22 protein-coding genes are annotated in these 26409 nt (G+C 44.3%); 6 read left to right on the top strand and 16 right to left on the bottom strand.

Annotation, left to right across the window (positions count from 1 at the left end; all coding sequences use genetic code 11):
- Together BLR43_RS14040 and BLR43_RS09720 are read right to left on the bottom strand one after the other, a co-directional pair.
- Window positions 1-194, bottom strand: a 194-nt coding sequence (locus BLR43_RS14040; RefSeq protein WP_143007427.1) for a helix-turn-helix domain-containing protein, incomplete at its 3' end; no start/stop codon positions are given.
- 743 nt (window positions 195-937) lie between these two features.
- On the bottom strand, window positions 938-1825 hold the full coding sequence (locus tag BLR43_RS09720) for an SDR family NAD(P)-dependent oxidoreductase (protein ID WP_071001368.1): 888 nt from the start codon (window positions 1823-1825) through the stop codon (window positions 938-940).
- 199 nt (window positions 1826-2024) lie between these two features.
- Between BLR43_RS09720 and BLR43_RS09725 the strand changes: the two genes are divergently transcribed.
- On the top strand, window positions 2025-2432 hold the full coding sequence (locus BLR43_RS09725) for a DUF1622 domain-containing protein (protein ID WP_244265498.1): 408 nt from the start codon (window positions 2025-2027) through the stop codon (window positions 2430-2432).
- Window positions 2433-2508: 76 nt separating this feature from the next.
- Here the strand turns inward: BLR43_RS09725 and dusB are convergent, their stop codons facing one another.
- From dusB to BLR43_RS09740, 3 genes are all read right to left on the bottom strand, one after another.
- Window positions 2509-3540, bottom strand: coding sequence for a tRNA dihydrouridine synthase DusB (gene dusB / locus BLR43_RS09730; RefSeq protein ID WP_083328792.1), 1032 nt, complete (start codon window positions 3538-3540; stop codon window positions 2509-2511).
- Between the two features lie 121 nt (window positions 3541-3661).
- Complete coding sequence (locus BLR43_RS09735; RefSeq protein WP_093070830.1) at window positions 3662-5707, bottom strand: BCCT family transporter; 2046 nt, start codon at window positions 5705-5707, stop codon at window positions 3662-3664.
- Between the two features lie 317 nt (window positions 5708-6024).
- Window positions 6025-6468, bottom strand: a complete 444-nt coding sequence (locus tag BLR43_RS09740) for an HIT family protein (RefSeq protein ID WP_093070832.1) — start codon at window positions 6466-6468, stop codon at window positions 6025-6027.
- A 223-nt stretch (window positions 6469-6691) separates the two neighbouring features.
- Between BLR43_RS09740 and BLR43_RS09745 the strand changes: the two genes are divergently transcribed.
- From BLR43_RS09745 to BLR43_RS09755, 3 genes are all read left to right on the top strand, one after another.
- Complete coding sequence (locus tag BLR43_RS09745; RefSeq protein ID WP_227674243.1) at window positions 6692-7447, top strand: hypothetical protein; 756 nt, start codon at window positions 6692-6694, stop codon at window positions 7445-7447.
- 192 nt (window positions 7448-7639) lie between these two features.
- Window positions 7640-9526, top strand: a complete 1887-nt coding sequence (gene ilvD, locus BLR43_RS09750; RefSeq protein WP_093070835.1) for a dihydroxy-acid dehydratase — start codon at window positions 7640-7642, stop codon at window positions 9524-9526.
- Window positions 9527-9782: 256 nt separating this feature from the next.
- Window positions 9783-11030 (top strand): cation:proton antiporter, encoded by a 1248-nt coding sequence (locus tag BLR43_RS09755; protein ID WP_071001361.1) that lies wholly within the window; start codon window positions 9783-9785, stop codon window positions 11028-11030.
- A 56-nt stretch (window positions 11031-11086) separates the two neighbouring features.
- On the opposite strand, the gene BLR43_RS09760 is transcribed toward BLR43_RS09755, so the two are convergent.
- From BLR43_RS09760 to BLR43_RS09775, 4 genes are all read right to left on the bottom strand, one after another.
- On the bottom strand, window positions 11087-12523 hold the full coding sequence (locus BLR43_RS09760; protein ID WP_083328791.1) for a serine hydrolase domain-containing protein: 1437 nt from the start codon (window positions 12521-12523) through the stop codon (window positions 11087-11089).
- Between the two features lie 157 nt (window positions 12524-12680).
- Window positions 12681-13253: a protein tyrosine phosphatase family protein gene (locus BLR43_RS09765; protein ID WP_227517162.1), complete on the bottom strand. Its 573-nt coding sequence runs from the start codon at window positions 13251-13253 to the stop codon at window positions 12681-12683.
- 81 nt (window positions 13254-13334) lie between these two features.
- Window positions 13335-14246: a MaoC family dehydratase gene (locus tag BLR43_RS09770; RefSeq protein ID WP_071001360.1), complete on the bottom strand. Its 912-nt coding sequence runs from the start codon at window positions 14244-14246 to the stop codon at window positions 13335-13337.
- Between the two features lie 306 nt (window positions 14247-14552).
- Window positions 14553-15953: a 3-oxoacyl-ACP reductase gene (locus tag BLR43_RS09775; RefSeq protein ID WP_058024956.1), complete on the bottom strand. Its 1401-nt coding sequence runs from the start codon at window positions 15951-15953 to the stop codon at window positions 14553-14555.
- 566 nt (window positions 15954-16519) lie between these two features.
- On the opposite strand from BLR43_RS09775, the gene BLR43_RS09780 reads away from it, so the two are divergent.
- Entirely contained in the window at window positions 16520-18148 is a 1629-nt protein-coding gene (locus BLR43_RS09780; protein WP_071001359.1) for an acetyl-CoA C-acetyltransferase, read from the top strand.
- 232 nt (window positions 18149-18380) lie between these two features.
- Window positions 18381-19430: a polyphosphate kinase 2 gene (gene ppk2 / locus BLR43_RS09785; protein WP_228724600.1), complete on the top strand. Its 1050-nt coding sequence runs from the start codon at window positions 18381-18383 to the stop codon at window positions 19428-19430.
- Window positions 19431-19553: 123 nt separating this feature from the next.
- Here ppk2 and BLR43_RS09790 read toward each other — a convergent pair whose 3' ends face one another.
- The 7 genes from BLR43_RS09790 to BLR43_RS09820 form a co-directional block, all read right to left on the bottom strand.
- A complete protein-coding gene (locus BLR43_RS09790) occupies window positions 19554-19901 on the bottom strand; it encodes a PilZ domain-containing protein (RefSeq protein WP_058024954.1) in 348 nt (115 codons plus the stop codon).
- 116 nt (window positions 19902-20017) lie between these two features.
- Window positions 20018-21148 carry a DNA polymerase III subunit delta' gene (locus tag BLR43_RS09795; RefSeq protein ID WP_071001358.1) on the bottom strand — a complete coding sequence of 377 codons (1131 nt, stop codon included), beginning with the start codon at window positions 21146-21148 and terminating at the stop codon, window positions 20018-20020.
- Between the two features lie 86 nt (window positions 21149-21234).
- Window positions 21235-22047 (bottom strand): 3-deoxy-manno-octulosonate cytidylyltransferase, encoded by an 813-nt coding sequence (kdsB, locus tag BLR43_RS09800; RefSeq protein ID WP_093070837.1) that lies wholly within the window; start codon window positions 22045-22047, stop codon window positions 21235-21237.
- Between the two features lie 45 nt (window positions 22048-22092).
- Window positions 22093-23223, bottom strand: coding sequence for a tetraacyldisaccharide 4'-kinase (gene lpxK / locus BLR43_RS09805; RefSeq protein WP_071001356.1), 1131 nt, complete (start codon window positions 23221-23223; stop codon window positions 22093-22095).
- Between the two features lie 66 nt (window positions 23224-23289).
- A complete protein-coding gene (gene msbA, locus BLR43_RS09810) occupies window positions 23290-25077 on the bottom strand; it encodes a lipid A export permease/ATP-binding protein MsbA (RefSeq protein ID WP_071001355.1) in 1788 nt (595 codons plus the stop codon).
- Window positions 25078-25153: 76 nt separating this feature from the next.
- Window positions 25154-25585: an ExbD/TolR family protein gene (locus tag BLR43_RS09815; protein ID WP_058024949.1), complete on the bottom strand. Its 432-nt coding sequence runs from the start codon at window positions 25583-25585 to the stop codon at window positions 25154-25156.
- Window positions 25586-25657: 72 nt separating this feature from the next.
- Window positions 25658-26371, bottom strand: a complete 714-nt coding sequence (locus BLR43_RS09820; protein ID WP_071001354.1) for a MotA/TolQ/ExbB proton channel family protein — start codon at window positions 26369-26371, stop codon at window positions 25658-25660.
- Between the last annotated feature and the right edge of the window lie 38 nt (window positions 26372-26409).

Consider the following 26409-nt stretch of genomic DNA (forward strand, 5'->3'; position numbering starts at 1 on the left):
GCCCGTCTGTCACAAGCCTTGTTATTAGCATGCTTTGCTCGGTAACCTCGTAGGCTTTTATTACGCCTAAGCTCTCTTGATATGGTACTGGGACTTCTGTTTAACACCCTCGCTATAAAATTAATACTATGTTTTGCCCCTTTAAGGGCATAAATCTGGTATCGTTCACCTAGGCTTAGATGTGTATAGCTCATGGTTGCAATCTCACTTTGGTCGGTGGATAAAAACTTTGATGCTAGCGCATCTAGGTCTTTTTTTCACCTTGCATTTGGTATTGCACTTCATGTGTTAATCTAAGACTTCTTTAATACTAGGCTCCAAGTACAAAAACTATCAAGGTATTACTCCCTTTGCACAATCAATGGAATTAGCTTCGGGTAGAATAAGGTTGCTGAGCGATGCAGTTATACTATATTTTGTATTAATATTTTTTATAATTACTCTCACTTATTTCATGAAAGGGGTATCAAACAAAGTTGTCAGGGAATTTAAACTAGCAGCAAAAAACCCAGATAAGTTAAGTCATGCAGTCGGTGAAAATCCCAAAAGAACTATTCTTATAACTGCATTAATATTACTTCTTATAAATATAGGTTGGTTTATGTTCTTTGGCTTTACCTCAGCGGGAAACTCAAGAATCATGAGAAGCTTTCTAGTGGGTTCTGAATATTTCATTATAATAAATATTTTCTTAGGTTTTTTGTCAAACTTTTATCTATTAGTCTATTCATTAGTAATGATGGAAGGACGAAAGCACGTCGTATTCTCACGCTAAGCCCATATATGGTAAATAAACTTTAACCGAAGTAAATTGCTAAGAACAAAATGCTGCCACTCCCCTACTTAACTATATGGATTTAAGCCATTTTTACAGTATTAAAAAAGGATACCATCGTATCCTTTTTTTGTTTTCGTAATAATTAAGAATAAACCTATCTTAGTGATGCTCACCAGGAAGAATTCTAGCAAAGGCACGCTGAGCAAAGTTAGGCTTGCTATCAGTCGTTTGCGCTGCCGTCGAACTTGGGAAGATACGATAACCAATTGATTGAATACCGACGTTAAATGCTGGCACCAACGAATAAGTGGCTGAGGCGAATTTGCCCATATTACTGGCAATACTGTTTGGCTTATGGACAATCGCTTTTGCGACCATTAATGCAGCTTCATCAGGCATCAAAGCTGGCATATAACGGTATAGCTTGGTGGGGGCGATCATAGGGGTACGTACCAAAGGCATAAAGATATTGGTGACCTTGATATTATCGCCTTTGACTTCCGCGGCTAAGCAACGACTAAACGCATCTAGTGCAGATTTTGACGCCACATACGCGGCAAAACGAGGGCTGTTGGCCAATACCCCAATCGAAGAGATATTGACGACTTGACCTGTTTGGCGGCTAATCATCGTCGGCAAGAAACCCAAAATAATTTTGACCGCGCCAAAATAATTGATTTCCATGGTGCGCTCAAAGTCATGAAAACGGTTGACCGACTCATGGACTGAACGGCGAATCGAACGACCAGCATTATTGACCAATACATCCACATGTTTAAAATCAGCAAGAATTTGTTCGCTGATTTTCTCAATCTCATCCATATTGGTGAGGTCACATGGATAATAACTGGCCCTGCCACCCAATATTTCAATATTTTCTTTGACGGTTTTTAGTTTGTCTTCAGTACGCGCCAACAAAATAACATGCGCCCCGCACTCACTTAATAAAAAAGCCGTACGCTCGCCAATACCACTTGATGCACCCGTAATGATAATATTCTTGCCTTTTACTGCTTTTGTTATTGCTTTTTTCGAGGGATTAGCCATAAAAAGTCCTTTTTGTCTGTCCTATGCCAATGAATATTCGTTTACAGCATAGCAAAAAAATATCGCATACAGTGAACAAAACACCAATAGCTGATAGTTAACTTGACGGTTTTAGAGGTTTATAGTGATATATCATCATATAATAGTGACGATATTTAGCACCATACTTTTTGCTGACTGATACAGAGGAGACATTATTTTGATCGGAAACCTAACCCATTATATTGACTTGATTGCCAAGATAGTCGAAGTCATTGGTGTCTTGATTATGTTCTTTGGACTCCTCTTTGCCTTTTACAAAGCATTTCGGATATCGGGCGGCCTGAACCATAATACCTATGTAGAGAGCAGGCAGGCCGTTGGCAAATCCATTCTTTTGGGACTTGAGGTACTGATTGCCGCAGACATTATGGCAACGGTGGTGACAGAGCCGACATTACGCAGAGTCTTAGTATTGGGTATTATCGTGCTTATTCGTACGTTTTTGAGTTTATCACTACAAGTTGAGCTAGAAGGCCGATTCCCTTGGCAAAAAGAAAAGCCAACATCTGAGAAAAACCCTGATGCTATGCCTTTTAACGAAGCCGCTCCTGTTGATAAAATATAGCTTTAATCAATAGAGCTGAAAGAGGTATCAGTGATTTATGCTTATGATAAGCGTGATGAAACTGTACAGATCATTACTACTCATGCGTCTGCAAAAAACGCTCAACCACGCGGAACTGCCCTGCTGTACTCTCCTCGCCATACATCGCTTGACGGAAAGCGTTGGAGTTGGGGATGCCTGTCGTATACCACGCAATATGCTTGCGGGCGATACGGCAGCCGGAGTACTCGCCGTAAAAGTCATACAGCTCTTGCAAATGCGCCAGTACAACTTCCTTAATCTCGCTCACACTTGGGGCATCAAGCACGTCACCTGTGCGTAAAAAATGCTCAATATCACGAAATATCCACGGCTGCCCTTGCGCGGCTCGCCCAATCATCACCGCATCACAGCCTGTCATCTCATAAACATGCTGCGCTTTTTGCGCGCTATCGATATCGCCATTCGCAATGACAGGAATGCTAATGCTGTCTTTGACTTCGCGTATTAACTCATAACGCGCCTCGCCCGTATACATATCCTCGCGCGTACGCCCATGAATCGCAATCGCGGCAATACCTGCTTGCTCTGCCCGCTTAGCGACTCGCAGGATGTTTTCACGACCGTTTTCAAACCCCAATCGTGTTTTTAATGTCACAGGCGCATCAACGGCATTGACTGCAGCGTCAAGCAATTTTGCTACTAAATCTTCATCTTGCAGCAGCGCTGAGCCTGCCAGCTTACGGCAGACTTTTTTGGCCGGACAGCCCATATTGATATCGATAATCTGCGCGCCATTATAGATTTGATAACGAGCCGCTTCAGCCAATTTGTCTGGCTCTGCGCCTGCTATCTGTGCAGAAATAGGCGCAATCTCATTGTCGAAATTGGCACGATACAGGGATTTTTTGCGTGCATAAAGTGCCGTATCAGCGATGATCATCTCGCTGACCGCATGACCTGCGCCAAATGACTTACACAATCGGCGAAAAGGATTGTCCGTCACGCCCGCCATCGGCGCAACCATCAAACGGTTTTCAATCGTCAGACCACCTATATTTAAGGGTTGCAACAATGGATGGTCGGACGAAGTCGAGGATGAAGGTAACACAGGAGAATCAATAGACATAAAAAAACGGCTTGATTTGTAAGGAAAACAAGCCGTTATTCTAAGGATTCTTACATTTATTGCAAGCGATTAACGTGAATAGCTTGCATAAGCATTACTCATTTTTGATACATTCTATTCATTATTTATCAAGCACACTGCCCTGCTCTAGCGTGATAGCATCATCATGCGCTTGCATACGCCACGGTAGGCTATCAGGTGACACATTCAAGAAGTGCAAATACTTCTCAAACTGATCGATGATATCATTGATCACCGATTCAGACTTATAACCGTATAAGTCATAGGTCTGACCACCACGGCGCAGATACACCTCAGCGCGATGATAGTGTTCTTGCGGCAAGGTGTCGGCGCTGCTTTCAGTATAATAATCAGGCGCTTCATGTTCAGACAAGCGCACTTCATACCAAAACTCGACATCGTCACCACGTTGCAACTCAAGCACGGCACGGTTATTGGCTGCATCATAATTCACCTCAGTCGTCCAACCTGTTTCTGCAAATTTAGACGACACTTCCATCATCGAGGGCATCACCACTTCTTTGATGTAGTTTAGCACCTTGTCACGTGTGGGCTTATCAGCCATATAGTCGATGCGCTCACGCCATGCAGACGGTTTAAGCAAGTGCGGCGGTAGTTTGTTATTTTGATCGAGACTTTGATTACGATGTCCCTCGATACGCAATGCGCGCCACATACCGAACATGGAGATCAGAATGATAATCGCAAATGGTAGTGCACTAACGATTGCCGCCGTTTGTAGCGCTGTGAGACCGCCAGCAATCAAAAGCACCGCGGCAACGGCCCCTTCAGTCACTACCCAAAAGCTGCGCTGCCACCATGGCGTATCACTACGCCCGCCAGCCGCTAGCGAATCGATCACCAATGAGCCAGAATCTGATGACGTCACAAAAAACGTAATAATCAACAAAATAGTCAATGACGACACAAATTCGGTAAACGGTAACCGCTCTAATAATTTAAATAAAGCAATCGCTTGGTTGTTTTGTACCTCGCTGATGAGTGAGTTATAGCCATCGACCATAATCATATGTAGGGCAGTATCACCAAACACCGAAAACCAAAAGAACGTAAAGAACGTTGGCACCAACATCACACCGAGTACAAACTCACGGATGGTACGGCCACGGCTAATCTTGGCGATAAACAGACCGACAAAAGGCGCCCATGCAATCGTCCATGCAAAGATAAATAAGGTCCAGCTACCGATCCAATCGCTATTCTCGTACGCTTGTAAGCTAAAGGTACGCTCAATGATATTACCCAAATAACTACCCGTATTTTCCATAAAGGCATTTAGGATAAAGATCGTCGGCCCTACTACAAATACAAACACCATCAACGCGGTTGCCAATACCATATTTAGAATAGACAAGCGTTTTACCCCTTTGTCCATCCCTGCCAATACGGACACCAGTGCTGCCGATGTCACTAATGCAATCGCCACGACCTGTATGGTAGTATTCACGGGGATAATATCAGGTAATAAGTAGTTTAGACCTGCATTGATTTGCGATACTGACAGACCAAGACTGGTGGCAATACCAAACATCGTACCCAATATCGCAAACACATCGACCGTATGACCGATAGGGCCATGAATCCTGTCACCAATAATCGGATACAGTGTCGAACGTATTGATAATGGTAGACCATGACGAAAGGCAAAATATGCCAGTGATAAACCAACGACACCATAAATCGCCCAAATATGAAAACCCCAGTGAAAATAAGCAATCTGCATCGCCTCTTTTGCCGCCGCAATGGTCTGCGGATCAGACATTGGCGGACTAGAAAAATGCATCACTGGTTCCGCTACTCCATAAAATAGTAGCGCAATCCCGTAGCCTGCCGAAAACAGCATGGCAAACCATTCAAGGAATCCGTATTCCGCCTCCCCATGATCAGGGCCCAGCTTGATACTGCCATAAGACGAAAACGCCAGTACAATAATAAACATCAAAAACAGGGCCACCGCCAGCATGTAAAACCAGCCGAAGGTCTCGGTCGTAAAACTAAGCACATCGCTAAACAGCGCCCCTGCTGCCTCAGGATTGATGGCGGTACCGATGACCAACAGCAGCATAATCACAGCTGCGGGTATAAAGACTGGTAGTAAAATGGTAGAGCGTGAACCGTTACTCATAAGCAGTGGTATCCTCAAATCCGTAAAAATAAGTGATAAAGAATCCTATCCCTGATACTCATCAACATAGTAGATATCAATTTACAAACAATAGATGTCATCAATATTAAAACAGCACGTTAGCAATAATACCGACGCATTCTGTGTAGATGGGAATACTATGTAACATAAACTTTAGCCAAATCCCAAGATAAACGCGTGTTTACAACAATAACTTAACGTTTATTACACAATGATTACTGGGCAATAAAAAAGGCAACTTGTTAGTTGCCCTTCAATCTTATATACCTATCATCCTAGCAATTTATGCCTCGATATCAGGCAGCACTAATAGCTGTAGCAAGTCGCTTGGCAATATCTGCAAGCTCACCTTGATCAGCCTGCGTTACTGCATGACGTCCTAACTCGTGAATACTCGATGGAATCAAATGCACATGATAATGAAAAACCGTTTGACCGGCTTGTGAGCCATTCAACTGCATCTGAATAACCCCTTCACGCTCAAACACTTGACGCTGTGCTTGCACAACCTTTTTAGAAGTCATCAGGACAGCAGCGGCATACTCTGGCTCAAGATCTACCAAATCTACCGCTTTTTGCTTGGGTATCACCAATACATGACCTTCGGCTTGCGGCATGATATCCATAAAAGCAAGGGTTTTGTCGTCTTCATAGACTTTATGACAAGGAATATCACCATCTAACATTTTGGCAAAAATATTATTGTCATCATAAGCAGTCTTTTGATTTACTTCAGTCATTATTTTTTCCTTTGATTATTTGATTGTTGGATGCTTAACAGCTTTTAAAATGGTTTAGAGCGCTTGTCATATAGTGGACGAAATATAAGTTTAGTACAAGTTGCTATCATTTCCGTCGTTGATAAAATCAAGCTGTACACTCCCTAGCTTATCCCACTAATTTATTGGCGGGCCATGCCTTTTAAATGTTATATTAACCCTCTATTTTAATAACGCTATGTTTATGGATTCGTCTACTTTGCCAACTCAAACAGATATGAATAATACTGCTATAACCCTTGATAATAAGGAAGAATACTCTGATATTGAGAGTGAAAGCGGTACTAAAACTATCGATCCAAACGCTATCATCTTAGCAGAAGCTTTGACTGACAAGGCGATTGGCTGGCAGATACACAACTGTAAAATCATCAAAAAGACCGTCATGCAAGATTTGCCACTGCCTTTTCTGTATCATTATGATAGCTTAGACGATGCCGTCAAGCAGTCGCATCCGCTTACACCTGAATTACTGCTTCAATTCAATACACCTATGTCCGCTCGTGAAGCGGCTCAATTAATTGGCATTGACGAGGAGCTACTGACCAGTCCTTGGCATGTAAAAATTATGGGCTCATTGGTGGTATTTAGTGAGGCATTGCAGTTAGCCGTTCGTCTGCATTGGACCAATACAGGCAAAAAGACGCAGCAAATCTATACTAAGGATGCCGCCGACGCTATTATTGCCGCTTTTGAAGACTGGCAGTTTTTTGGTCGTGTAGACGTCCTTTATAAAAATAACAAGCAGACATTAATCAGTATTGACGAGCAAAACCCTAATACGCAAGAGCTACCTGCCGAATCGCTATTGACGATTGATGCGAGTAGTGACTATCAACAGCTTTTGGCCACCCATGCGCTGGCAGTTATTATGAAGCTAGAAGCCGATAAAGCTGAACTACCTTGGTTTGAAAAAGCCATCTTAGCGCGTCTTGAATAGTCCATTTTTACCCATCTTTTATGGTTATAACTTCATTATTATTGGCACATGATTTTTTATTATTCATATCTAATGGTATGGTAACGAATTAGTATTATTCACTAGTCCTCACCCTCTATAAAAAGCACACTATCCTTATCAGAACTGAGGGTGCAGATTTTAACAACCCCGCCTATTTGTAAGGAATATCACATGGATTATCGCTCAAAAACCTCTACCGGCGGTCGTAATATGGCAGGCGCGCGCGCATTATGGCGTGCCACCGGCATGACTGACGGCGACTTTGACAAGCCAATCATTGCGATTGCCAACTCTTTTACCCAGTTTGTACCCGGCCATGTGCATCTAAAAGATCTTGGGCAGCTGGTCGCACGCGAGATTGAGCAAGCTGGCGGCGTTGCAAAAGAGTTCAACACCATTGCGGTCGATGATGGTATCGCCATGGGTCATAGCGGTATGCTGTATTCTCTGCCAAGTCGTGATTTGATCGCTGATTCGGTCGAGTACATGGTCAATGCCCACTGTGCAGATGCGCTAGTGTGTATCTCTAACTGCGATAAGATCACACCGGGTATGCTAATGGCGGCAATGCGTCTTAATATACCTGTGGTATTTATTTCAGGTGGCCCAATGGAAGCGGGCAAAATCCTAGCCAGCACCGTTGGTAAGAGCCACAATACCGATAGTAATGACAGCAGTGCCATTCGTAAACTTGACCTCGTCGATGCAATGATGGACGCGGCTGATGACAGCATCAGTGATGAGGATGTGGCCACTATCGAAGCCTCAGCCTGCCCGACTTGCGGCTCGTGCTCTGGGATGTTCACAGCCAACTCGATGAACTGCTTGACCGAAGCGTTAGGCTTGGCCCTACCGGGTAATGGCTCACTACTCGCTACTCATTCACTACGCCGTGAGCTGTTTTTGGAAGCGGGACGCACTATTGTCTCGCTTGCGAAACGTCGCTACGAGCAAGATGATGATTCAGTATTACCACGCTCAATCGCGACCAAAGCCGCTTTTGAGAACGCGATGAGCTTAGATATTGCCATGGGGGGTTCAACCAATACGATCTTGCATCTACTTGCTGCGGCCAATGAAGCTGAGATTGATTTTAAAATGGCTGATATTGACCGTCTAAGCCGCGGTGTGCCATGCCTAGCAAAAGTAGCCCCTGCCTCACAAAAATTCCATATGGAAGACGTGCATCGTGCGGGCGGTGTCTTTGCCTTGTTGGCTGAACTTGATCGTGCGGGATTGTTGAAAACTGACGTACCGACTATCCATAGTACGACAATGAAAGAAGCGATTGATAAATGGGATATCATGAATCGTGATAACCATGAGGCACGCGCGCGCTTCCTTGCTGCACCGGGTGGCGTTCGCACCACCGAGGCGTTTTCACAATCAAAAGAGTGGTCAAACCTTGACGTCAACCGTGAGTCAGGTTGTATCCGTAGTGCCGAACACGCCTACTCTGCAGATGGTGGATTGGCTGTACTGTATGGCAATATTGCCGAGCGTGGCTGCGTGGTCAAAACCGCTGGTGTCGATGAGAGTATCTTAACCTTTACCGGTCGCGCACGTATTTTTGAATCACAAGATGCAGCTGTCGCGGCAGTTTTAGACGACAAAATCGTTGCAGGCGATGTGGTCATCATCCGCTATGAAGGCCCTAAAGGTGGCCCTGGTATGCAAGAGATGCTCTATCCAACGACGTATCTGAAGTCAAAAGGTTTGGGTAAAGAATGCGCCCTACTCACTGATGGTCGTTTTTCTGGTGGCACATCCGGTCTATCAATCGGTCATGCTAGCCCAGAAGCTGCTGAAGGCGGTGCCATTGGTCTGGTTGAAGAAGGTGATAGCATTCACATCGACATTCCAAATCGTACTATCAACATGCAAGTCAGTGATGCAGACTTAGCCGCACGCCGAGAAGCTATGGAAGCACGCGGTCGCGACGCATGGAAACCCGTCAGTCGTGATCGTCATGTCTCGCCGGCATTACGTGCTTATGCTGCAATGACGACCAGTGCGGACACTGGCGCTGTGCGCGACGTAAGCCAAGTTGAGCGCTAAGAACTCTATCTAAACCCTTCGTTTTCATAACTTATTTATAAAAATCTATCAAGCCTGCGCCATGCAGGCTTTTTTTTCACCAAAAAACAACGCATCTGTCGTTCTGATAACTATTTCTTTCGGTAATAATTCTTTTTTATCGTTATGATAAGTCATATTGCAGGCTAGATATTAAACATCTATACCAACCATTATCAATATCGAAAGCAAACCTCTCAAAACAATTCCTTAAAATATAACAACGTGCGAAAACCTTATGATTGAGAACTACAATTTATTTTTATTAATCTGCGGTATCGCCTTTTTATTAGGGGCATTGTTTCCTGTTATCTTTAAACGCACCTCGATATCATTGCCTATGCTACAAGTGAGTTTTGGCTTGATGATGGGTTACTGGTGGACGTCTCTATCGTTTTTGGACCCTATCAATAATGGAATAATCATCGAAAAACTGACTGAAATTGTCATTTTAGTCTCATTGGTTGGTGCGGGTATCAAAATTGATACTGATTTCTCTTGGCAGCTGTGGCGACCGACGGTTAGGCTCTTACTCATTACGATGCCCATCGGTATTTTTGCGATGGCAGGGTTAGGCTATTATGCCTTTGGCTTGAGCCTTGGCGCTGCTATTTTGCTGGGTGCGGTATTAGCACCTACCGATCCTGTTCTGGCATCTAGTATTCAGGTGGGCCCCCCTAATACAGGAAGAGAAGACACACCTCGCTTTACGTTGACTTCAGAAGCAGGGTTAAACGACGGATTGGCTTTTCCTTTTGTTTACTTGGCGATTAAAATTGCGGAAGCTTTTAGTGAAGGAAACGCTTTTACCAGTGAGATGCTGTGGTCATGGTTCACCCATGATGTTTTGTGGAAGATTGGCGCAGGGGTATTGGTTGGTGTGCTGGTTGGTAAGGCGATGGCCAAAGTAGTATTTTCTAAACACACCCGTGAGACCACGATATCGCAAGGATATGTAGTTATTGCTCTGACTTTGGTGGCATATGGTGTCGCAGAGTATGTGCACAGCTATGGTTTTATCGCTGTCTTCGTCGCTGCATTTGCATTTAGGCGTTCAGAATGTGAGCACTCCTACCATCAAAAACTACACGATTTTGCTGAGCAATCAGAAGGTTTGTTGATGTCGTTAGTACTGGTTATTTTTGGTATGTTCTTGGGTCAAGGTTTGCAAGCTGGTGTTGAGCTAACATGGCGTGTGTATATCGTCAGTTTTACTTTCCTACTACTCATACGCCCAATTGGCGGATTTATCGCGTTATCAGGACTTCATTTACCCCGTACTGAAAAATACGCAATTTCAGCACTAGGTATACGCGGTATTGGTACTTTGTACTATCTGTCTTATGCGCTCAACACAGATTTCTTTGCTGAGGATGATGCGCTCAAACTATGGATTGTCTGCTCGATTGTGATTCTGACCTCCATCTTCATCCATGGTCTGAGCGCAACAAGGCTACTTAAAATGACACCAAAAGAGCATCATTAACCACTCATGCTGTTATTATCATTGATAAAGTGGATTCATTTATAGAATTGCCTTTATCAGCGTACTTCATCAACCCAGCCCAGAACCGCTTCTGTCAATGCAAACTGACGAATATCGTTGAGCATGGTGGTATCAAAATTATGGATAAAGGCAAATGACAGTTGACGCGTAGGATCACACCAAGCGACTGAGCCGTTATATCCCATGTGCCCAAACCCTGATAGTGCTGGATCAATGCTATTATCGATAGTGTCGTTACCACTGCATATACTGAATAATCTGTGGTAGCCCAGTCGCCACTGCATAGGCGCTGGCATGACAGCATCTAGGCCTGTGACTTGTATTGCGGAGAGCTGCTTAAACGTAGCACTATCAATTAGCGTCTGCCCTTGCCAAACCCCACCATTGGCCAACATAGCATAGATAGTGGCTAGCGCATCCGCTGAAGCGACGCCATTAGCAGCGGGAATGATTGCCTGTAGTGTCTTGCGATTGTGATAATCAAGTGCTTGTTTTCCGGCAGGAATGAGCGCTGCTTTATAGTTTTTAAGATTGAGCTGACTGGTATTAAAATATAGGCTATTAATACGCGCAGTATTTAATACAGGTTGTATGTTATCAATATTTTTATCGTCCAGATCGTCGTTAAGGCTACTTTGCGTTTCAGCTGTACGCTCATCATTGAGCATTTTCTGTTGCCAGCAATAATAGCTAGGCAGACTTGCATAAGTATGTAAGGTGCTTGGTGAGTCGGATTTTAGGGTTGGTTTTTGGCGCTTGTTACGCAGTTGTACGCTATCCTCATTTGATGACTCAAAGTCTTTGGCAAGCTTTGCTACTTGATCTACTTTGCTATCTGGTACACCAAAATAGCAACTGTCTGCAATACCTAAAGGCTCGGTTAGATACTGACGTAAAGCTTCGGCTAATGACATATGCGTTACGGCTTCTATCACACCGCCAAGTACCCAACCATAGACCAACGCGCTATAAGCGCTGTCATATACAGCGGCGTCCTCAGGTGCTGTGATAGGCATTTCTTCAATATGATTCAGCATAACGCGCCAATCGAGCATCGTGTCACTATCGACATCGATACTGGTGATCGAAAACAAATCCGCCTGATGTGACATCACCTGTCGCAAGGTAATTTTGTCTTTACCTGTTGCGGCAAACTCTGGCCAATAGTGAGCAATAGGCACATCATAACCAAGCAGCTGCTGCGAAACCAATACATGCAGTAGCGTCGCTAAGATGCCTTTACCGGTAGAAAAATTGATGGCAAGCGTATCAGACTGCCATGATGCATCCAAACGCGCCATACCTGTACTTGCCTGTGCAATACACTCGCCTGCCTGATACACAACCACAGCACCACCAGCTGGCGCGTCATCTAGCTGTAAGTCTGTAAATAACTGCTGTAAGCGGCGTTGTAAATCTATGCTCATAGATGTATCGATATTTTTATCATTATTTTGCTTGTTGTCGTCCATCATTGCTACCTTGCTCCAGTATTGTGAACTGACCTCGTATTAAAATCAGTTGGGTACATGCGTTATAGAGATATTGGAGATCAGTATAAATGCATTGATAACCAATAAAAAAGGCCACCTATCGGTCGCCTTTTTATGCTTCAATTATTATGATAATTTAGCGCGGTACTAGCAAGCGATTATGGACTTCTTGTTCAAGCTTGGTCAAGCCGTGACTACGTCCACGCTCCATAGCCGTATCCATCTTGCGACCACGCAACCAGCCTGCGCGTAGTGCAATGGCAGCCCCTACCCTGTTGCCTGAACCACAGTGTATGGCCATCTTTTTACCATGATACTGACGCAATATATTATCAAAAGCCAATATCTTAAGCTGCTTTAGCTCTTCAGCGCCATTAATAGGCAGGTGCTCATAGCTCATTCCTGCACGCTCAACGGCCGCTGATTCATTAAAACTCAACTCATCCTCTGACTGCAAATTAATCACCAACTCAACGCCAGCTTTTGCTAGAGCGGCGACTTTTTCCTCATTTAACGCGCCGCACACAATAGTATTGGCATCCGGACGAAAATAAGGCTCAAAGACAGCGGACAAATCAACACCATTGTCAGAATCGCTATGGTCATTAATTGAGATATTAGTGACAGCGTTGTCATTAGCAGCTACTGTATCAATAGTCATTGATCTGTCAGCTTGATCCGTACTTGTCGCGCTATTTTGTGAATTCATGTTTTGTGCAGTCATAATGATAAACGTGTTGGTTAAATATGGCTATTAAGATATCGGTTTGAATACGTCGTACAATGCTTGCTACTTGCTATTTAACGTCACGACACCCGCCAAATGTGGCTTACTGTTTTTGGAGCTATATAAGCCAAAATCACAGGTATCGCCGACACTTTCAAGCTGAGCGATTGGCTGCGCAATAAGCTCCACTTCTGCTGGCAAAAAGATCGGTAACTTGAAAGAAACATCAACGGTATAAGCATCAGGCAGCTCATCCATTAGAGCAAGACACTTAGCTTTTGACCACATGCCGTGTGCAATCGCTTTAGGGAAGCCAAACGCGCGCGCTGATAGTGGGTGCAAATGAATCAGGTTAAAGTCACCTGAAACAAAAGCATAACGGCGACCGATATCTTCTGGCACTTCAAAAATACTGTGTACGTCTTTTTTACCTACTTCTGGCTTCACAGCAACTGGACGCGGTGTGCTTTTTTTATCTTTGCTGCTGGCCGTTTTTTTGCTGCGTGATAGGTAAGTTGACGTTCCTTCCCAGATCACTTTGTCCTCTGCTTTGACCGTGGTGACAAAGTCAAATTGCTGACCTTGAGCATGGTCACGCAAGTTATCAAAAGTGACCGACATGGACACCGTTTCGCGCTCACCGATAGGACGATGCTGCGTGACGCTATTGTCTACGTGTACCAGACCCAACATCGCAAACGGAAACGGCTCTTTGACCATCATATTCATCTGTAGAGTCTGTGATAGTACTGAAAAGTACGTCGCTGGAACTTTACTATTATCAGCAAAGCCACAAATTTTACGATAGTCGTTTAGATTATCATGATCGATATGCAAATCATCGACGTAATAGGTGGCCTGTGGCAATTGATCTTTACTGACTTTGCCGCTGTTACCAATCGGTAGTAAGCTTTTGACAATATTGGCATAGGTAGTGTGCGCTTTTGGCAACGCGTCATAATGGGTGTCTGGCATAAGTAAATCCTAAATGTGGCTTGAACAAGATTTTTAACGTATCTAAAGACATTAAGCAGTCATTGACTGATACCTATTATCAATGAGTACTATATTCAATCAATTTTGCAAGTATCTTTAATAGCAAAAAATAGTTTGGCTGATGGCTCTTGTGTTTTTATCATAAAAAAGCCACCCGTGGGCAGCTTTATTACAAATTATCAGCAAATATTTCGTAAGCATATGTGAGGCAAATCAAAAACAAGGGATAATACCATCACGCTACTTTCTCCTCATTTGCCACACAGTCTCACCAACAAATCAGTATTATGCGCCAAGTAAGCTTTGACCACAAACACGAACTGTGTTGCCATTTAGGCCACCCGAAGCAGGTGAAGCCAACCATGCGATGGTCTCAGCCACGTCAACTGGTAAACCGCCTTGGCTCATTGAATTCATACGACGACCCGCTTCGCGAATAGCAAACGGAATCGCTTCCGTCATTTGTGTTTCGATAAACCCTGGTGCTACTGCATTGATGGTCATGCCTTTTGCGTTGTCTTCTAACTGCTTAGCAGTCGCATTAACCAAGCCAATAACACCCGCTTTAGAAGTGGCATAATTGGTCTGACCCATGTTGCCAGCGATACCTGAAATAGATGACACACAGACGATACGGGCGTTTTCTTTTAGCACGTCATTATCAAGCAAGTAGCGATTCAGCTTAGCAATGCTGCCCAAGTTAATATCGATGACCATATCCCACTTTTTCTCATCCATTCTGGCCAATGTCTTATCACGTGTCACGCCAGCATTATGAATGACTGAATCCAGACCACCACGCTTTTGCGCCGCATCTGCGATTTCTGCACCAGCGTCATCGCTAGTGATGTCTACTGTCAATACAGAGCCACTGATTTCGCTAGCAACTTTTTGTAGGTCAGCTTGCTGCTGCGGTACATCAAGACAGATTACATGCGCGCCCTCGCGAGCCAAGACGCGAGCAATTGCTTCGCCAATACCGCGACTTGCGCCCGTCACTAGCATCGTTTTACCGCCTAGAGGCTGATTCCAATCGACATCAACTGAGTCGCCCTTGCTCACGCGTACCACTTGTCCTGAGACATAAGCTGAACGTGCTGAAGTGAAAAAGCGTAAGGTCGAGTCTAGGTTTTGCTCAGCGCCTGTTTCTACATAGATAAGCTGAGCTGTAATGCCGCGCTTGAACTCTTTGCCTACTGATTTTACAAAGCCCTCAAGTGCCCGTTGTGCCATGGCAGTTTCGATATCAGTGATGTCCTCTGGCGTACGACCAATAACGATCACACGGCCTGATTTTTCAACGCGGCGCGCAACGCTATGAAAAAACTCGTACACTTCTTTTAGCTGATCTGCATTGCTGATATTACTTGCATCAAAAAGCAATACTTTGAACTGATCGTCACCACCTGTATTGGCTTTTGCTTCAACGCCTGCATCAGCAAGGGCGTCTTTAACATCATCACTGCTGTTTACATATACATCAGCATGCACATCTAACAAAATACGTGCAACAGATTCACTAATGCTTTTGTCCTCACCATTAGCACGGCCAACTAGTACACTGCCACGAACCAAACGCTCACCGCTTTCAAAACGATCAAGCGTCGCTGGCATTGGCAAACCTAAGTTCTTTGCGACTTTTTTACCAATAGAAGATTGAACAAAATCACCATAACGGTCTGACATAATATATTCCCTATAAATAATGAATGGTTGAAATAATAATAAACACTAAATGTAATACGCCTATTATATAGACTCATCAACATTGTAATTATTGATATTTGGTAAATCATTTTAAAACTGGCCAAACTATACACTGCCATTAAAAACATGTCCAAAAACAGACAATGTCTACAACAATCTGTAAACAAGTCAGTATACAAGCTGACGACTTTTTACCCACTTACTGACCATCATAACATGTTAAAATCTGACGTATAAGTTATGGCAAACATAATTATTGATAACAATATATTATCAAACATATCATTATGCAATGCTACTATCTGATATTCGTTGGTACTCGTCAGTCTATCAGCGCCTTAACCAGTACGCTTAAAGCTGTCATTGAACTTATACAAGCGACACATCGTTTGCTAAAGACATACATTAAACGAGCACAAAACGACTTATCATACACAGCGACACTAGGCGATAAATGATAATATTTGATTTTTGCTTAACATGACTTTGCCACTTTTTATTTTTACCCTTCAACTTTTCTGCCCATACTTTTTAAGGATAATATTATGAGTAATAAAAATAACCACCCTGATAGTCCAGTTGTCGAAAGCACTGTTGTTAAAGCCAGCGATGCAAAACCACAAGAAATTGCTGAAAACAATGAACCTGCTAAAACTGCTGACGTTAAAGCTGATACTAAGGCCAACGATACCAAGGCTGATAGCACACAAGCTGACAACACAAAAAAAGAAGCGCCAGCTACTAAAAAATCTGACGCTAAAGGAACTGATACCAACGACTCAGAGACTAAAAATACCACTAGCAAACAACCAGATGATGAAAAAGTAGAAACCACAGCAGCTAAAAAACCAGCGACTGCAACTAAAAAAGCGAGTACAACCAAACCTGCTACAAACCAGAATCGTGTGGCAATCTTAGGTGGTAACCGTATTCCATTTGCTCGCTCAAATGGCTCATACGCTGACGTCAGCAATACAGATATGTTGACTGCGGCTCTAGACGGCTTGGTTGAGCGCTACAACTTACAAGACGAAGTCATCGGCGAAGTGGTCGCTGGTGCCGTTATGAAGCTAAGCCGCGATATCAACCTGACTCGCGAAGCAACATTGAACACAGCGCTGAACCCACACACACCAGCCTATGATATCTCACAAGCGTGCGGAACTGGCCTACAAGCGACCTTTGCTTCTGCGAACAAAATCGCACTGGGTATTATCGATTCAGCCATTACAGGCGGCGTAGATACTACTTCAGATGCGCCTATCGCTATTGGTGATGGTCTGCGTAAAGTACTGATCAAGCTTGGTGCCGCCAAAGACAACAAGCAACGCCTAAAGGCATTGATGGGTCTAAATCCAAAAGACTTGATTGACTCACCGCAAAATGGCGAGCCGCGCACTGGTCTATCGATGGGCGAGCACCAAGCCATCACCACGCTTGAGTGGAACATCACTCGTGAAGCTCAAGACGAGCTTGCCTTTAACAGTCACAAAAACCTAGCACGCGCTTATGACGAAGGTTTCTTTGATGACTTGATCACCCCATACAAAGGTCTGACTCGTGATAACAACTTACGTCCAGACACCACGCTAGAGAAACTGGGTAAGCTAAAGCCAGTATTTGGCAAAAAGAACGCCAATCCAACGATGACTGCTGCTAACTCAACGCCACTGACTGATGGCGCATCTTGTGTCCTATTGGGTACTGATGAATGGGCAAAAGAGCATGGTCTAAAACCACTGGCTTATATCGTGCACCAAGAGACAGCAGCGGTAGACTTTATCGGTAAATCTGGTACTACCGAAGGCTTACTCATGGCACCCGCTTATGCGGTACCGCGTATGCTTGAGCGCGCTGGCCTCACGCTACAAGACTTTGATTTCTATGAGATTCATGAAGCGTTTGCCTCACAAGTGCTATCGACACTCGCCGCTTGGGAAGATGAGACATTCTGTGAAGAGCGCCTAGGTCTTGATGCGCCACTAGGCTCGATCGATCGCAGCAAGCTAAACGTGAATGGCTCATCGCTAGCAGCAGGCCATCCATTTGCCGCGACCGGTGGTCGTATCCTAGCCACCGCCGCAAAACTACTTGACCAAAAAGGCTCAGGCCGTGCGCTAATCTCTATCTGCGCAGCCGGTGGTCAAGGCGTGACTTGCATCTTAGAAAAATAAGTTCGGTAAGTAACGAATGAAAATGAGTACTTGATTCATCATTTTTATCAGCTCATCTATTCTCATAAAAAATGCCCTTTAAATAGTTAAAGGGCATTTTTTATTGTCTGTACTTTGCTATGATAGAACCGACCTAGATAGTAGCCTCTTAAAAAAGCTGACACGCCAAACAAAGGTAATATTTATGGGTAAGACAGAATTTCTACTTAAAAAAAAGTTTCTATTAAGAAAAATGAGACAAATCATTTTTGGCTCTGATAAATTGGTAACGACAAAACCCATTACAACCACTGACTTTCAATCACTCACCACCCAGGAGCAATTAGATCAATACAACCGAGAACAAGCCATCTTGGCTGAGCGCATCGAAAAAGACATTCTTGATGATGAGCTACGTCGAAAAATGCATCAAGACCTTATCGATACCTACGATGAAGAGCTAGAAAACGAAATAGATGACTATGCACGTGACTTTCGCTTCAATGGTCGTGAGATGAGTGAGCAAGAAAAACTGGATCGGCGTACCTATTTCCATGAGTTGGTACGATTGCAGCGAGAACTTATTAAGCTGCAAGACTGGGTGGTCGCAAATGGTGAGCGTATCGTCGTTATCTTTGAAGGGCGAGACTCTGCTGGCAAAGGTGGGGCCATTAAACGTATCACTCAGCGGCTAAATCCACGCGTGTGCCGTGTTGCCGCCTTACCTGCTCCTACTGAACGCGAGCAAACCCAGTGGTATTTTCAGCGCTATGTCGCGCATCTACCAGCCGCAGGTGAGATCGTTTTGTTTGATCGTAGTTGGTACAATCGCGGCGGTGTCGAGCGCGTCATGGGCTTTTGTACTGATGAGCAATATGAGGAATTTTTCCAGTCAGTGCCAGAGTTTGAACGCATGCTTGTGCGATCAGGCATTCGCTTGGTGAAATACTGGTTTTCTATTACTGACGATGAGCAGCATGCACGCTTTATGAGCCGAATATACGATCCGCTAAAACAGTGGAAACTCTCGCCGATGGACTTACAATCCCGTAGGCGCTGGGAGGATTATACCAAAGCAAAAGAGACCATGTTTGAGCGCACTCATATCCCTGAGGCCCCATGGTGGGTGGTTGAAGGCAACAATAAGAAGCGCGCTAGGCTCAACTGTATTGCACATCTGCTCGACCAGATTCCTTATAAAGAGATACCTCGTGAGGAAGTTGAATTGCCCAGTCGCAAACGTGATGACGAATACTACCGCGAGCCTATTCCTGATGATATGTACGTACCGTCGCGCTACTAGCACTCATGGATATATATCCTAAAAAAAGCCTTATACAGTTATAAGGCTTTTTTATTAATCATACAATATAGCCATGATGACCATCGATAAAGACGCCTAGGTTTTTGGGTTAAGTGGTATGGGCTACATGGTATAAGTGGATTGCAGGCTATCTATTTTACCAGCCAATAAACGCTCAACTTCGTTCTTGATTCGTTGTCCTGCGATATCACTACCAATTTGCACAGCAAAGCCTGCTGGTCGACCGCTCTGCGTTTTGGAGTTGATCCAAACAACCTTACCATTCATTGGCAAACGCTCACTAGAGTTGGGCAGTGTAACAGCAATAAAAACTTCATTACCCAATTGCTGCGGCTGATCAGAGGGCACAAACAAAGCGCCATTGTTCACAAAAGACAGATAGCTGGCATACAACGTTTCGATAGTCTCAATATGGCAGGTTAAAATCCCGCCGCGTCCTGGCATTGCCATAATCAGCTTCCTTTATCAATTGGGTCAAATATATTTTTATAAATGATTGTGAGATATAAACAAAAGCAATTTATATCAATAAGTTTCAATAGCTCACAAAGGCTATGTCACCACTCCTACAAGCAGGCCAATTCTTGCATTAGCTTATCATAGGCAAATTTTTCTTGCACATTTTGTTGCAGTGCAACTTTGGTTTGCTGCAAACTATCGCCGAATACTTCTAGATTGAGAGCATCGGGTTGATAAGAGGCTAATGCTTCTGATAGGTTGATATCTGTTTGTAATTCATTCAGTCCTAGGCAGATGCGCTTTATGTCTAGGAGCATCCGTTCAGACAGTTGAATAAACTCTTTAATACTCAGCTGTTTTTGCCAATAATCACTTGCCGCTACGCTACTACGTTTACCACTTCGCAGTGCCTGCCATGTGGTCAGCCACAGTGCACGTTTGCTGTACCACGGTGCCTGTGCCAATGCTACCGCAGCGAGAGGTGCGCCGTTTGCTAATTGTATCAACTGCTCAATCGCCATCTTACTGACGGCTTCACGATTGATGGTATGACCGAGCGCTTTTGTCACATAATCGATAGCAACAGCGGGCTCAATAGTCTGTAATGCCAGCTGTTGTACACGGCTCTTGATGGTCGGAAGCAGCTGAGCAGGCGTGTCACTGATTAAAAATAGATGAACTTGCGCTTGCGGCTCCTCCAAGGTTTTGAGTAACGCATTGGCAGCGGCGACGGTCATTTGCTCAGCATGATCTAACACACAGATGCGCATCCCTTGCCCGCCTTGATAAATAAAAGGCTGCAAGGCACGAATGTCATCCACTTTGATTTTAATCGCGCTGTTGCTGGTGCTCTTAGTGGCTTTTTTGTCTTTTGCGCTGCTTGATTTGTCTTGGAGGGTGTCGCTATCCGCATTGATTGGCATACTCACGATTGGCAGCACTTGCAAGCTTGGGTGAGTACCCGACTTGAGCCATTGACAACTTTCACACGTGCCGCATGCGCCTAGTGGATTCGTATCATGCTCGCGGCATAATAACCAAGCCACCAACCGCCATACAAAGGCGTGTTTACCCATTCCCTGCATACCAGCAGCGAGCAATGCATGCGGCAAGGACTGCTGAGTCAATACTCGCTGCGTCAATTGCGACCACAATGTCTGTTGCCACGGCAATAAGGGCGCAAAATAGATACTATCTGAACGCTCTTGCGCGCCTACATTTGCTGTCAGATCATTCATAACAATAGCTCTATCACGTTTTTAGATATTTAGGATGCGGCACGCTAATGATACTCTGGATAATGTGCGAGCGCTTGCTCAGATCATTATTTAGTGGGGTTTTGAAAATCAGCCAAGCACATGGCATTTAAACGGTTTAGATCCTCTTGGGTATCGACACCAGCCGGCAGTTGACAGGCGGCCTCTGCAATGGCGATAAGCTTACCGTTTTCTAGCACTCGTAGCTGCTCTAGGCTTTCAAGCTGCTCAAGCGGCGTCTGTGGCCATGCAACAAACTGCTGTAATAGACTAACGCGGTAAGCATATAAACCCAAATGACGATATGCGTTCTTCGGTGGCTGTCTTTGATTGTCATCCGCCAATACGATATCACGATCACAAGGAATCGGTGCTCGACTAAAATAAAGCGCGCGCTGCAAATTATTCGTATGTTGGCTGACCACTTTTACCACAGAAGGTCGCTGGAATGTATCGTAATCATCGATAGGCTCACAGAGTGTCGCCATGACGCTGGCCTCATCCGCTACCAAAAGCGCCTGTACCTGCTCGAGCAGTAAGGGCGGCACAAGAGGCTCATCACCCTGCATATTGACCACAATATCATGATCAGCCCAGCCTTTGATAGCCGCCACTTCCGCCAAGCGGTCAGTGCCTGAAGCATGCTCGCTACTTGTCATCACGACATCAAAACCGGCATCGATACAGACCTTTGCAATTTGCTCATCATCAGTCGCAATACACATATCGTCAGCAAAGGTTGCTGTTTTTGCCTTTTCAGCCACCCAAAGTATCATCGCTTTGCCATGAATGCTCAATAATGGCTTACCGGGTAACCGTGTGCTCTTAAAGCGTGCAGGAATCACAATATGGGTTTTGGCAGGTGTGGTGACAAGCGACATGGTTTATTCCTAAAAATTGTGTCAGTTTGACGTATTGACTATTATCTATGATGGCGTTTTTGTACCAACATCAGAGTCAGCCTCAATACCCAAAGCTTTTAATTGCTGGTTTAGATTATCATAACAGTTATCGGATAATACGGCCGTCACAGGCAAAACCCACAACCTGCTAACGAGCTGTGCATACTCATCACTTGATGCTTGCTCCGCCGTATAGTCTGACAGCAATGCTTTTATTTTTACCGCATCTTTACTGGTAACGACGATAGGATAATCGCTGTATTGTAAAAGCTCAGCCAAACTAAAGTCATAGTGATCAGGATAAGGATGCCCTATCACGTCAAAACCAAGAGACTCCAACGTATCAAAAAAACGCTGTGGGTAGCCGATACCACTGACTGCGTGTACTCTACTATTGCTGGCAGGAACGACATTATCTATTTGCTTAATAGGTGATTGAGGACTCCATAGATGTTGCAATTCATCAGCTTGCAAATGCATGCTCAAGCGCTCAGGAGGGTGTGAATTTTTACTGCTTTCATGATAATGCGACAAGTCTGTTTTTGGCTTGTCATGATAAATCACATGAGCACCTTCTAGTCGTGACATTGGCTCACGCAAAAATCCGGTTGGTAATAATTGCTCATTACCAAACCCTCGCGCGGCATCTACCACAATCCACTCTATATCCCGCTTGAGCGCATAATGTTGCAAACCATCGTCAGCGATAATCAATTGCAAATCAGGTTCAGCATCCAACAAGGTAGTAATTGCTTGCTGACGATTCGGGCATACTGCCATGGCAACGCCTGTCATATGAACAATCAAACATGGCTCGTCGCCTACTACGTTAGGCAAACTGGTGGCATTGACCAATGCTGGCATTTGGCTCGTATCGCCACCATAACCGCGGCTGATGACGCCGACTTTTATGCCTCGTTTTTGCAAGTGATTGACCAAGGCGATAATTAACGGTGTTTTGCCGCTACCACCCACACTGATATTACCAATGACCATGACGGGTATAGGTGCGCGATAACTTGATAGCAGCCCAACTTTATAAGCGTGACGACGAAGCAAGGTGATCAGTCCATAAAGCCAGCTAATAGGTAGCAACAGCCATAACCAAGCGGCCTTACGTTGCCATGCATTAGTAATTATCGTCTCAATACTCATAAATAATTGCCATGTATCCTATCGATTCGCTGCTTAGGCGTTGACGCTTTATCAAATAAATCTATTCTACTCAAAGTCTCGAGCATACATTTGCGCATAATGGCCTTGCAGCTGCATCAGCTCATTATGGGTACCAAGCTCAACTATCTGACCACCATCCATCACAGCAATACGATCCGCAGATTCAATAGTCGTTAAGCGGTGCGCAATCACTAGCGTCGTACGGTTTTTCATGACGTTATCGAGCGCTTGCTGAATATAATACTCTGACTCATTATCAAGCGCACTGGTGGCTTCATCCAAAATCAGAATCGGCGCATCTTTTAACAACGCGCGAGCAATAGATAGTCGTTGACGCTGGCCGCCAGACAGCTGGAGCCCTTCGGCCCCAATCTCGCTTTGATAGCCGTTTGGCATTTTCATGATAAAGTCATGCGCGAAAGCCGCTTTTGCAGCCTCCTCGACCTCAGCTTGGCTCTTGTTGGCCAATCCCCCATAAGCAATGTTATTAAATACTGTGGTATTAAATAGTACAACCTGCTGATTCACCATCGCAATTTGTGCGCGCAAGCTCTCTAGCTTAATCTGGTCTATCGGCACACCATCTAAGGTAATTTGTCCTGAAGAGGTTTCTAAAGTACGCGTTAAGAGATTAACCAAGGAGGACTTGCCTGCTCCGCTTCGTCCTACCAATGCAACCGTCTCGCCTGCTTTTATATTTAACGTAAAATCACGTAGAGCAACTGTCGAATCTGGATATACCAAACTGATATTATCCAAAGACATCTGACCAGATAACGCCTTGCTGATAGTGCCTGTGTCTTCCTCTTCTGGCTCATCAAGTAATGCAAAAATCGACTCACCAGCAGCAATGCCTTTTTGCAGTTTTTGATTGACATCAGTCAATGAACGGACGGGCTTACTGAGCAGACCAGCTGCCGCAATATAAGAGATAAACTCTCCTGCTGAAATACCGCTAATAACTGAAGGTCTCAATGCAAGCCATACCACCACCGACATCGCTATCGCCATCAGCAGCTGTACTGCTGGGGTATTGATGCTATTGGTGACGACCACCTTCATGCCTTGACGTAAGTTCTTTTTTGAAGTCTTATCAAAGCGCTCGGCTTCATATGCTTGTCCGCCATAATTCTTTACCACCTGATAGCCACTGATGACCTCATTGGTAATATGACTGACACTACCCATCGTTTTTTGGATACCTTTAGAGAGCTTAAGATAACGCTTGGAGGCAATGCGAATGAGCCATAGTATTGGTGGCAATACGACAAATAGGATTAGAGTCAAGCGCCAGTTGCTATAAAGCAAAAACCCTATCAATGCCACAACCGTCAAACCATCACGCAGCAAGGTCTTCATTGAGTCTGTACTGGCAGCAGTGACTTGCTCAACATCAAATATCAACTTGGATGAGATCGTACCAGCAGGATTGGCCAAATAGAATGAACTTGGCAAGCGCAGTAGTTTATTAAAAACCTCGACCCGCAGCTCATAAACCAAATTACGTGAGACCAAAGCCGAGTAATAGTTACCCAAAAAACTGCCCAAACCGCGTACGAAAAATAGCGCAATGATGAGTAATGGAAATAATGCCTGTTTGCTTCGATCACTTTGGTTAATGGCATCAGTAATGTATTGCAACAGCTTGGCAATCCAAATCTCAGTTCCTGCGTTGATAGCAAAGCCCAAAACAGTCAGTAGCAAAGCCCACCAATACGGTTTTAGATATTTTAATAGACGCAGTAAAGTTTTACTTTTTGGCGGATTAGACGGGGCTGCTGAAGGTTTTTTAGCAGAAGGTTTTGTAGAGTCAGGTGTATAAGCTTGGCTCATAAAAGCCTCAATGTAGGTGTCATGACATGAATGGGCTGTGCTTGATACACAGTTTATAGTAATGATGCGGCAAATATTATTGCGGCAAAGTTTGACCAAGTGGGACAACGGTGCTGATATTTAAGTTCAAAAATCCGAGTTTACCAGCAACATCCATCACCCGTACGACAGATTGATGGGTAGCGTTGGCATCCGCTGCGATGACAAATAGCATATCGCGATTGCTTCCTGCTTCTTGCTGCAACATGCTGGTCAGTTCAGCCTCGTTACTACTAGCAAGCGTAATACCATTCACCAAATAACTGCCATCTTCTTGTACAGCTACTTCTATACTATTTTTTTGCTCTGTCTGCGCCACACCTTCTGCTTCAGGAAGGATAATATTTAAACGACTAAAATGATTAAAAGAAGTAGCCAGTAGTAAAAAGACGATTAAAAACAATAAGCAATCAATCATGGGCGTCAGATTAATTTCAAGCGGCTCAACAGTCGGTTTTCTAAAGCGCATATGAATCTCTTCTACTTACCTGCTATTACGAACGTACTTTGAGCATCAAACTCAGGATCAAAACTATGACAATTATATTGTCGCCATATTGCTTTTATCTACATCTAATCGATCAGTAGCACGCTCATCAATAGTAGTCATACTATTAGCAGGTGCCGCTACGTAAGTATTGTCGAGCAATTGGTAGTCGTATAGCTCTTGAATCATCAGCCCTGCTTGAGTCTCGAACTGTGCATTGATGTCGATGATACGCCGCTGAAAGTATCGATACGCGACAAGCGCTGGGATGGCGACGATCATACCAGCAGCCGTGGTAATTAGTGCTTGTGAGACACCAGCAGCAAGCATTGTTGGATCTTGCATCGCACCATCAGTAATCGCTAAGAATGAAGAAATAATACCTAATACCGTACCTAATAATCCAAGCAATGGCGCAATGGCACCAATTGTACCCAACATATTGATATTTTTTTCTAGCTGGTGGACTTGTACGCTAGCACGATTTTGCATATGCATGGTCATAGACTCTAGGCCGTACTGACGATAGAGCAGCCCCGTTGCCAAAATATCACCAAGCGCTGTCTTCTCTTTGACATTCATCAATTGTGTACGGCCGATATCGCCATTTTCGCGTAGGCGAGTGATGAGCTGCTCACGCAGTCTGCTAGGCACAGTCTTGCTAAATTGCAATGTATGACTACGCTCAATAATGATAACCAATGCCAATATAGAGCAGACGACAATAGGTGTCATTAGCCAGCCGCCTGCCTTTACTAACTCCCACATATTTGCTCTCTTCCATATTTTTAAAAACAGTTATTACG

The organism is Psychrobacter pacificensis (genome assembly GCF_900101915.1).
GTDB classification, from domain to species: domain Bacteria; phylum Pseudomonadota; class Gammaproteobacteria; order Pseudomonadales; family Moraxellaceae; genus Psychrobacter; species Psychrobacter pacificensis.

What these genes read in the sequence shown, in the direction of transcription:
- BLR43_RS09720 (WP_071001368.1), bottom strand. Translation starts at nt 1,825, where the DNA reads ATGGCTAATCCCTCGAAAAAAGCAATAACAAAAGCAGTAAAAGGCAAG.
- dusB (WP_083328792.1), bottom strand. Translation starts at nt 3,540, where the DNA reads ATGTCTATTGATTCTCCTGTGTTACCTTCATCCTCGACTTCGTCCGAC.
- BLR43_RS09735 (WP_093070830.1), bottom strand. Translation starts at nt 5,707, where the DNA reads ATGAGTAACGGTTCACGCTCTACCATTTTACTACCAGTCTTTATACCC.
- BLR43_RS09740 (WP_093070832.1), bottom strand. Translation starts at nt 6,468, where the DNA reads ATGACTGAAGTAAATCAAAAGACTGCTTATGATGACAATAATATTTTT.
- BLR43_RS09745 (WP_227674243.1), top strand. Translation starts at nt 6,692, where the DNA reads ATGGATTCGTCTACTTTGCCAACTCAAACAGATATGAATAATACTGCT.
- ilvD (WP_093070835.1), top strand. Translation starts at nt 7,640, where the DNA reads ATGGATTATCGCTCAAAAACCTCTACCGGCGGTCGTAATATGGCAGGC.
- BLR43_RS09755 (WP_071001361.1), top strand. Translation starts at nt 9,783, where the DNA reads ATGATTGAGAACTACAATTTATTTTTATTAATCTGCGGTATCGCCTTT.
- BLR43_RS09760 (WP_083328791.1), bottom strand. Translation starts at nt 12,523, where the DNA reads ATGGACGACAACAAGCAAAATAATGATAAAAATATCGATACATCTATG.
- BLR43_RS09765 (WP_227517162.1), bottom strand. Translation starts at nt 13,253, where the DNA reads ATGAATTCACAAAATAGCGCGACAAGTACGGATCAAGCTGACAGATCA.
- BLR43_RS09770 (WP_071001360.1), bottom strand. Translation starts at nt 14,246, where the DNA reads ATGCCAGACACCCATTATGACGCGTTGCCAAAAGCGCACACTACCTAT.
- BLR43_RS09775 (WP_058024956.1), bottom strand. Translation starts at nt 15,953, where the DNA reads ATGTCAGACCGTTATGGTGATTTTGTTCAATCTTCTATTGGTAAAAAA.
- BLR43_RS09780 (WP_071001359.1), top strand. Translation starts at nt 16,520, where the DNA reads ATGAGTAATAAAAATAACCACCCTGATAGTCCAGTTGTCGAAAGCACT.
- ppk2 (WP_228724600.1), top strand. Translation starts at nt 18,381, where the DNA reads ATGAGACAAATCATTTTTGGCTCTGATAAATTGGTAACGACAAAACCC.
- BLR43_RS09790 (WP_058024954.1), bottom strand. Translation starts at nt 19,901, where the DNA reads ATGGCAATGCCAGGACGCGGCGGGATTTTAACCTGCCATATTGAGACT.
- BLR43_RS09795 (WP_071001358.1), bottom strand. Translation starts at nt 21,148, where the DNA reads ATGAATGATCTGACAGCAAATGTAGGCGCGCAAGAGCGTTCAGATAGT.
- kdsB (WP_093070837.1), bottom strand. Translation starts at nt 22,047, where the DNA reads ATGTCGCTTGTCACCACACCTGCCAAAACCCATATTGTGATTCCTGCA.
- lpxK (WP_071001356.1), bottom strand. Translation starts at nt 23,223, where the DNA reads ATGAGTATTGAGACGATAATTACTAATGCATGGCAACGTAAGGCCGCT.
- msbA (WP_071001355.1), bottom strand. Translation starts at nt 25,077, where the DNA reads ATGAGCCAAGCTTATACACCTGACTCTACAAAACCTTCTGCTAAAAAA.
- BLR43_RS09815 (WP_058024949.1), bottom strand. Translation starts at nt 25,585, where the DNA reads ATGCGCTTTAGAAAACCGACTGTTGAGCCGCTTGAAATTAATCTGACG.
- BLR43_RS09820 (WP_071001354.1), bottom strand. Translation starts at nt 26,371, where the DNA reads ATGTGGGAGTTAGTAAAGGCAGGCGGCTGGCTAATGACACCTATTGTC.